Here is an 8,161-nt window from a genome sequence, read left to right on the forward strand (position 1 = left end):
TAGAATTCAGCAATTTAATAAAAAGATGAATATGTGCGTGATGAACATTCTCGACGCGTTACCCCTTCAAAGATTTGAAACAATTGTGGACTTGCCTGCCAAACGCACGTCTAGTCGGGGGAATAGTTCGCGATTTATTGTCACATCAACCCGTAACCGATATTGACATGGCAACCCCTGATCCTCCTGAAAGAATTATGGAGCTGCTTAAAAAAAATCAAATCAAAACCATCCCTACGGGTCTCTCCCATGGTACATTAACTGCTCTGATTGGTCAAAATTCGTTTGAAATTACCACGTTAAGAAAGGATATATCTACCGATGGTCGTCACGCTGTGGTTCAATGGACCAGTGATTGGCAGGAAGATGCGGCTAGGCGCGATTTCACAATTAATGCTATGTTTTGTGATCGAAAAGGGAAAATTTGGGACTATTTTAATGGCCGGCAAGATTTAAAAGAGGGCTCCGTTAAATTTGTTGGAAATGCAGCGCAACGAATTAAAGAAGATGCATTGCGTATTCTGCGTTTTTTTCGATTTTATGCACGTTTTGGGCATGGCAAACCCAATGAAGAAGCAATAGAGGCTATATCGGCTCTAGCAGGTCTTTTAACGGGTTTGTCTGCGGAAAGAAGGTGGTCTGAATGGCAAAAAATTATAATAGGACCGCAAGCTAATAAGATTATCTCTCTTATGGATGAGACAGGCGTGCTACCTGTTTTGTTGCCTTTTCGCTATAATGTGGCTCGATTTGATAAGTTCGTTCGTTTAGGAGCACCACAAGATCCTATTCTTAGGTTGGCGGCTTTGCTTGAAGATAAAGATATAAAGGTAGCGAGTCATTTTAAATTTTCGACCAGACAGCGAAAACAGTTGAAGGGTTTGTTCAAGCCAATAATTTTACCTACGGACGCAGATGCGAACGATTTTGCTCGTTTAAAAGCTCAATATTCTTCAAAAGAATTGCTGGATCAAAGTTGGTTAAATCAGCTTGAAGATTTTGTATTGAATGGTGAGCGTTGGGATCACTGGAGAAGTACACTAAATAGCAGTGACAAATGCGTATTTCCTCTTAAAGGTAGAGATTTGGTTGAAAGAGGTATTGAACCTGGTCCACAAGTTGGAAAACTATTAAATTCAATCTATCAATGGTGGTTAAAAGGGGGATGTAAAGCCGATAAAGAACAATGTTTGTACTGGTTTAAAAAAAACTGGTTTGATAAAAATTTAAGAGGTAAGTGATTATACCATTCGAATAAAATTTTAATACTCAGTTAAGTGGCGATGGACTCATAGTTATAAAGACAACATATCCGTGACAATAAAAATCAAGAAACCTAGAAAAAGAATTTTTAAAGCGCTTGTGATTTTACTTTTAGGGGACAATCATAGTTGGCCTTTTATGAAGCGTTTGTGGAAAGAAGAAATACGGTTCTATCCACAACGAATAGGGCTTATCATTTTGCTTACGCTTTTAATGGCAGGGTTGACGGCTTTGTATCCTTTGGTGATCCGAAGAGCCTTGGATATGTTCCATGACAATGATTCGAGAATTTTATATCAAGTTCCTGCTTTAGTCGTTATGGTAACGGCAGCGAAAGCCGCATCTCAATACGGGCAAACGTTGTCTGTGCAGGGGTTGGTGTTACTGGTTATCCGTGGCTTACAAAAAAAAATGTTTTTGCATCTTGTGTATGCTGATATCGCCGAAGTAGAAAGAGAGGCCCCTGCGCAGTTGGCGTCTCGATTTACAACTGATGCTTTGTCTATTCGTGAAGCAATGATTCGAGTTGTTAATGCGTTTGGCGATAGCATTACGGTATTTGGGTTGATTGTATCGATGTTTTATATGGATTGGGAGCTTAGTTTAATTGCAGCTCTTTTATATCCTATAGCCGCTGTTCCTATACAACAATTGGGCAAAAAAGTCCGCCATGCTTCAGGCAATATGCAAGAGCAAATAGGCAAAACAGCAGCTCTATTAAACGAAACGTTCGCACAGGCAAGGACCGTACGAGTGTATGGCATGGAAAAAAGGGAAATCGAGCGTACAAATATTTCGTTTGATAAACTTTACGATGCGACTTTAAAAATCATAAGAGGTCGTGCTACGGTTGATCCTATAATGGAAGTACTGGGTGGTTCTGCGGTTGCTGCGGTTTTGGGGTTTGCAGGGTGGCGTGCAGCCATGGGAGGCGCTACTCTAGGTGATTTTTCAGGGTTCGTAGCTGCATTATTATTGGCAGCACGGCCCTTAAGAGCTTTGGGATCTATGAATGCCGCGATGCAAGAAGGCATTTCGGGCTTGAATAGAATTTTTGACGTTATTGATAGACCTATTTCAATTGTTAGTAAGCCAAAACGAACCTGCCTTCCCGAAGGTTATGGTCAATTAACCTTTGAAAATGTACATTTTATCTACCCGGGTAGACAGCTGGGTTTGCAAGGACTTAATTTCGATATAGACCCAGGACTAACGGTCGCGTTGGTGGGTCAATCGGGTGCAGGAAAGTCAACCGCTTTAACCTTAATACCTCGGCTTCACGACGTTCAAAAAGGTCGAATATTATTTGACAACGTTGATCTTCGTGATTTACCTATTGAAATGTTACGTTCAGAAATTGCTTATGTACCTCAAGATCCTTTATTGTTTGATATCTCTATCCAAGAAAACATAATCATCGGCAAACCTAATGCGAGTGCTGAAGAGGTGGAAAATGTATTGGAAGGAGCTGCGATCAATCAATTTGTCAATGATTTGCCTCAAAAATTAAACACTAGGGTCGGTCACGGTGGAAATCGATTGTCGGGTGGACAACGTCAACGGGTAGCCCTAGCAAGAGCGTTGCTGCGTAATCCAAGATTGCTTCTTTTAGATGAAGCAACAAGCGCTTTGGATACGGAAAGTGAGTATATTGTTCAAAATGCTTTGACAAAGTTGCGTAAAGGTAGAACAACACTGATTGTCGCGCATCGTTTGTCTACTGTACGTTCTGCTGACATTATTATTGTAATGCATGATGGTAAAATTGTTGAGCAAGGCAGTCATGAAGCTCTAATGCATCATAATGGGTTTTATGCTAGATTAGTGCAGACTCAAGATTTAAATCGCTAAGCGTTTTACAATTTAATACAACATCTCAAAAGGTCTAAAAGGGTACGGAATGCCAGAGATAATGCAAAAAGAGAGTCAAAATTTGGAAAACCAACAGAAACCAAATGAAGACAAAAAAAAATTAACCCCCAAAATAATATTTATTGCTCTATTTTGCGCTGTTCTTGTTGTTTTGGCAGGCCTCTATTGGTGGTTAACTCGAAATGACATTAGTACCGATGATGCGTTTACGGCTGGACGAGCGATCAATATCGCCCCCCATGTAAGCGGATATGTGACTGATTTATGTGTCAACGATAACCAATTTGTACATAAAGGCGATGTGCTTTTGCGTATTGATTCCAGGGATTACGACGCGGCGTATTTGCAAGCCGTAGGTGATCTAGAAAAAGCAAGAGGACAATATGCGTCAGCTCAATATTTATTTGAAGTTGCCAAAAAAAATTATCCTGGAAATTTAAAGGTTGCTCAGGGAGAGCTTGAAATTGCAAAGGCAAACGCCTTTAAGGCTAAAACGGAATTCGATCGTCAGCACCGTATTTCCCGTCCTGCAACGACCCAACAAGCAATTGATTATGCAACGGCAGCTTATAATCAAGCCAAAGCTGAAATTGCTAAAGCGGAGGGTAACTTAATGATTGCGCAACCTGTGCAGGCAAATATAGGAAATTCAGGAAGTCAAATCCGCCAACAAGAAGGAATTATGAACGCAGCCTTGGCCAAAGTTAAGCAAGCACAATTAAACGTAGAATGGACGACATTAACTGCACCTCATGATGGCTGGATAGCTAAAAGGAACGTAGAACAAGGTAATTTTGTTACCACCGGTCAATCGTTAATTGCTATTGTTGAACCAGAAACGTGGGTTATAGCGAATTATAAAGAAACTCAAATTACGCATATGCGGCCAGGACAAAAAGTTAAAATCAGTGTTGATGCGTATCCTTTTTTAAATCTTGAAGGGCATGTTGATTCATTACAAGCCGCTACAGGCGCAGTATTTAGTGCATTTCCGCCAGAAAATGCTACTGGAAATTACGTTAAAATCGTACAGCGTGTGCCCGTTAAAATAGTGATTGATAAGGGATTAGATCCTAATCTTCCTTTGGCTCTAGGTTTGTCCGTTGTTCCAACTGTATATACAAAATGAAACAAGCTTCTTCAGATCGTCAAGAACGTAATCAATGGAAACCAAGCTATAATCCTTGGTTAATTGCAGTTGTCGTTACCTTAGCGGCGTTTATGGAAGTTTTGGATACAACCATTGTTAACGTGTCGCTTCCCCACATAGCGGGTAGCTTGTCAACGACGTTTGACAATGCAACATGGTCTTTGACTTCTTATCTGGCTGCTAATGGGGTTGTCTTAACGATTTCTGGTTGGCTTGGTCGTGTATTAGGCCGCAAACGTTATTTTATTATTTGTATAGCGATGTTCACGGTTGCTTCTTTCCTTTGTGGTATTGCAGATAGCCTCAGTCAATTGGTTATATTTAGGTTGTTACAAGGGTTTTTTGGTGGTGGATTGCAACCCAATCAACAATCTATCATTTTGGACACGTTTCCCCCTGAAAAACGCGGTGCTGCTTTTGCGTTGACCGCTATGGCTACTGTGGTTGCTCCAATTATGGGACCTTCCTTAGGGGGGTGGGTGACGGATAATTATTCTTGGAGATGGGTCTTTTTTTTAAACGTACCTGTAGGTATAATAACCGTTGTTTTAGTATGGATTTTGGTTGAAGATCCCCCTTGGGCAAAAAAAACTAAGGAAAAAGTAGATTACATCGGTTTAAGTTTAATTACCTTAGGCCTTGCCTGCTTGGAAGTTATGGTCGATCGTGGGGAAGACGCGGACTGGTTTGGCTCAACCTTTATTTGCTGGCTCGCCTTTTTAGCAGCTGTCGGTATTATTGGTGCGATTTTTTGGCTGCTTAAAACAGATAATCCAGTTGTTGAATTGCGCGTGTTTAAAGACCGCAATTTTGCTGTTAGTTCTATATTAATGGCTGGGCTAGGGGCCTGTTTGTACGCGTCTGCTGTTATTGTTCCACAATTTTCGCAAGAAGTGATTGGATATACGGCTTTTCTTTCTGGATTAGTACTTACCCCTGGTGGAATAGTTATTGTTATTCTTATTCCTATTGTGGGTAGAGTAATTAACAAGGTACAGATACGTTATATTATTGCATTAGGTTTTTTTATAATGGGTTGTGCGATGTTTTATTCCGCGCACCTCACGCCAACTACAGACTTTAAACATCTTGTTTTTTATCGAGTTTCTCAAACCTGCTCACTCGCCTTTTTATTCGTGCCTTTGTCGACCATAGCGTTTATGACAATACCTAATAAATATAATAGCGACGCGTCAGCGTTATACAGCATGATTAGGAATGTTTTGGGTGCGTTAAGTATTTCTGGAGCGACCGCCCTGGTAACGGAGCGTAGACAAGTTAATCAAGCCTACACGGCTCATTGGATGAGTCCTTACCATGCCCCATTTAATGAGTATTTAGCGCATATGAAGTCGGTGGCTCAGCAAGTAGGTATTGCGTCTCAGGCTCAATCAAGGGCGGCTTTAAATTTTCTTTATGCAGATTTTAACAAGCAAGTTTCAATTTTAGCCTATAACGATGTGTTTATGATTATTGGTATTTGTGCTTTCGCTATAGTGCCTATCTGTTTTTTACTGGATGGCTATACTGCGAAAAAAGAAAAATAAGGTGTATGGCCGGCTTCATCATTTAAAAATGATAGGATATCTTGTGATATAGATTTTTTTAAATCTTATATTTATCGGTGTAAGTCCGTTCATATCTATTTCCAGTGGTCAACTTCATTGTCTTTAGAGCTATACAATTGAATATTTTGCAAAGTGTTTGGATATTTTGCGATAAAGATCTTTTTTGTAGCCTACGTTTATCGTTGTAAGCTCGTTAAGATCGATCCAATTCCAGCGAGCAAACTCAATGTTTTTATGGGTATCCAATCGAATATCGATGTCTTTCCCTATAAAACGAACGGCAAACCATTTTTGTATTTGCCCACGATATTTATGTTTAAGTGAATTATTTAAAATATTTTTAGGAAAATCGTAAGAAATCCATTCTTGATATTCTTCTAATATTTCAAATTGATCGGTACCAAGTTCTTCATGTAATTCTCTTTTAATCGCTTGAACCGGTGTTTCATCTTTATCTATACCCCCTTGAGGGAAAGCCCAAATGCCTTCCTTGACCAAATCGTGACGCAAAGCAATAAAAATTTTACCCTCTTGATTGAAAATGATTGCGGCAACATTTCGTCGGTAAGGAAGGTTTGTCATCATTTTGTATTTCTATCTTAATGGGTTTGTGGTTTTTTATCCTGAGTTTTTAAAGGTGCAGTAAGGGCTTTATTTTCATTAGCAGCGTTAGGTAGGCTTTTATGTGTTTCGTTTTGTGCTGATGGACGTTGTGGGTTAGTAGAAGGTGACAAGTCTTTTTGTACGGGCAAACCTGCCATCGAACGAACCACTTTTATCCCTTGTTGCAGTTGAAAATCCGTGGAGGGGTTTTTGTAGTCAAATTTTGGCCAGTTTTTGGGAGGTTGTGAAGGAATAGAGGAGGCGATAGCAGGTAAGTCACTACGAGTAGGGGCTTTTTCTTTATTACCGCCTTCATTTTTAATGATATGCATAAGATCGGCTTCGCGTATATTAAATTCAGGCTCTTCATAACTATCTTGAACTTTGATGTCAGGGGTAATTCCTAATCCCTGTATCGAGCGTCCTGAAGGGGTATAGTACCGAGCAATGGTCAGTCTGACGGCACCGTTTCCTGGTATAGGCATAACCGATTGTACCGATCCTTTCCCAAATGTTTTTTCACCCAAAAGAATTGCGCGTCTGTGATCTTGCAAGGCACCCGAAACAATTTCACTTGCAGAAGCCGATCCCCCATTGGTCAGAACCACGATGGGTAATCCATTCGTGATGTCATAGCCATTGGCATTCCAGCGTTGGTTGTCTTTGGGATTGCGAGCTTTTGTAGAAACAATTGCCCCTTCTTTCACAAAATCCTGAGTAACCGCTATAGCTTGATCAAGCAACCCACCAGGATCGTTTCTAAGATCAAGGATTAACCCTGCAAGTTTATTTTTAGCTTGTTCTTGGAGTTTAGTGTAAGCTTTTTTCATGCCTTTCTCAGTTTCTTCATTGAACTGAGAAATGCGTATATAGCCAATTCGATCGTATAAAGCCGACTTAATGACTTGTATATGTATGATTTCACGTGTCAAGGTAACTTTGATGGGTTTTGGGGTTTTAAGCCGTATTAATGTCAATGTAATTTGTGTATTGGGTTTGCCACGCATTTTATCGACAGCAGTATTTAGCGTCATACCGTCTATGCTTTTACCATCAATGGCTACAATATAATCCCCAGATTTGATGTCTGCTCTGGCCGCAGGAGTGCCATCAATAGGGGAAACGACTTTAATATGACCGTCATCTTCTTGTACTTCCAATCCCAGCCCTCCAAACTCGCCTTTGGTTTGGATTTCCATATTATGGAATTGTTTTTCGGTCATATAGGAGCTATGTGGATCCAATCCAGTTAGCATGCCATTAAGCGCATTGGTTATAAGGTCTTTGTCCGAAACTGGCTCAACATAATTGGCACGAACGCGTTCAAAAACGTCGCCAAACAAGGTTAATAGGCGATACGTTTCGGCACTATTATCCGTTTTACTTTCTAGTTTTTTAATATCTTCCGCCAGAGCAGCAGAGGTCACGGTTTGGTAAGTGTTATGGGTCCAGTAATGTACTTTCGACCCAAGCCCTATACCAACGGCAAAAAGGGTTGTTCCTAAAAATAACCCAGTACGAAACTTCATGCTGATTCTCTCCTGACGATCTGTCTTTTAAAAGAAACGAAATAATAAATAGTTTGATGTTGAAATTATAGGTATCTCTTTTAGTATAAAATTATATAAAAATCGACTTATAAAAAAGGGGCGGGATTAATTATCTTTTCACCTTTTCTAAGTTGAACAAAAAAGGTGGGTCTACC

General features: G+C 40.1%; 6 protein-coding genes. 4 read left to right on the forward strand and 2 right to left on the reverse strand.

Annotated elements, in window-relative coordinates; all coding sequences use genetic code 11:
- Window positions 1-83: 83 nt before the first annotated feature.
- The 4 genes from AABE15_RS04085 to AABE15_RS04100 all read left to right on the forward strand — a co-directional run bounded on the left by AABE15_RS04085 (window position 84) and on the right by AABE15_RS04100 (window position 5,832).
- Entirely contained in the window at window positions 84-1,241 is a 1,158-nt protein-coding gene (locus tag AABE15_RS04085) for a CCA tRNA nucleotidyltransferase (RefSeq protein WP_338330006.1), read from the forward strand.
- A 160-nt stretch (window positions 1,242-1,401) separates the two neighbouring features.
- The gene (locus tag AABE15_RS04090) at window positions 1,402-3,114 is read left to right on the forward strand and encodes an ABC transporter ATP-binding protein (RefSeq protein ID WP_338330010.1); all 1,713 of its coding nucleotides are present in this window, start codon (window positions 1,402-1,404) and stop codon (window positions 3,112-3,114) included.
- A gap of 49 nt (window positions 3,115-3,163) precedes the next feature.
- Window positions 3,164-4,264, forward strand: coding sequence for an HlyD family secretion protein (locus tag AABE15_RS04095; protein ID WP_338330007.1), 1,101 nt, complete (start codon window positions 3,164-3,166; stop codon window positions 4,262-4,264).
- Window positions 4,261-5,832 (forward strand): DHA2 family efflux MFS transporter permease subunit, encoded by a 1,572-nt coding sequence (locus tag AABE15_RS04100; RefSeq protein WP_338330008.1) that lies wholly within the window; start codon window positions 4,261-4,263, stop codon window positions 5,830-5,832. The genes AABE15_RS04095 and AABE15_RS04100 overlap by 4 nt, the downstream gene beginning before the upstream one ends.
- A gap of 129 nt (window positions 5,833-5,961) precedes the next feature.
- Here AABE15_RS04100 and AABE15_RS04105 read toward each other — a convergent pair whose 3' ends face one another.
- Entirely contained in the window at window positions 5,962-6,435 is a 474-nt protein-coding gene (locus AABE15_RS04105) for an RNA pyrophosphohydrolase (RefSeq protein ID WP_338330011.1), read from the reverse strand.
- A 17-nt stretch (window positions 6,436-6,452) separates the two neighbouring features.
- The gene (locus AABE15_RS04110) at window positions 6,453-7,985 is read right to left on the reverse strand and encodes a S41 family peptidase (RefSeq protein WP_338330009.1); all 1,533 of its coding nucleotides are present in this window, start codon (window positions 7,983-7,985) and stop codon (window positions 6,453-6,455) included.
- Window positions 7,986-8,161 lie beyond the last annotated feature (176 nt).

The organism is Commensalibacter sp. Nvir, from assembly GCF_963921845.1.
GTDB lineage: Bacteria > Pseudomonadota > Alphaproteobacteria > Acetobacterales > Acetobacteraceae > Commensalibacter.

What these genes read in the sequence shown, in the direction of transcription:
- AABE15_RS04090 (WP_338330010.1), top strand. Translation starts at nt 1,402, where the DNA reads ATGAAGCGTTTGTGGAAAGAAGAAATACGGTTCTATCCACAACGAATA.
- AABE15_RS04095 (WP_338330007.1), top strand. Translation starts at nt 3,164, where the DNA reads ATGCCAGAGATAATGCAAAAAGAGAGTCAAAATTTGGAAAACCAACAG.
- AABE15_RS04100 (WP_338330008.1), top strand. Translation starts at nt 4,261, where the DNA reads ATGAAACAAGCTTCTTCAGATCGTCAAGAACGTAATCAATGGAAACCA.
- AABE15_RS04105 (WP_338330011.1), bottom strand. Translation starts at nt 6,435, where the DNA reads ATGACAAACCTTCCTTACCGACGAAATGTTGCCGCAATCATTTTCAAT.
- AABE15_RS04110 (WP_338330009.1), bottom strand. Translation starts at nt 7,985, where the DNA reads ATGAAGTTTCGTACTGGGTTATTTTTAGGAACAACCCTTTTTGCCGTT.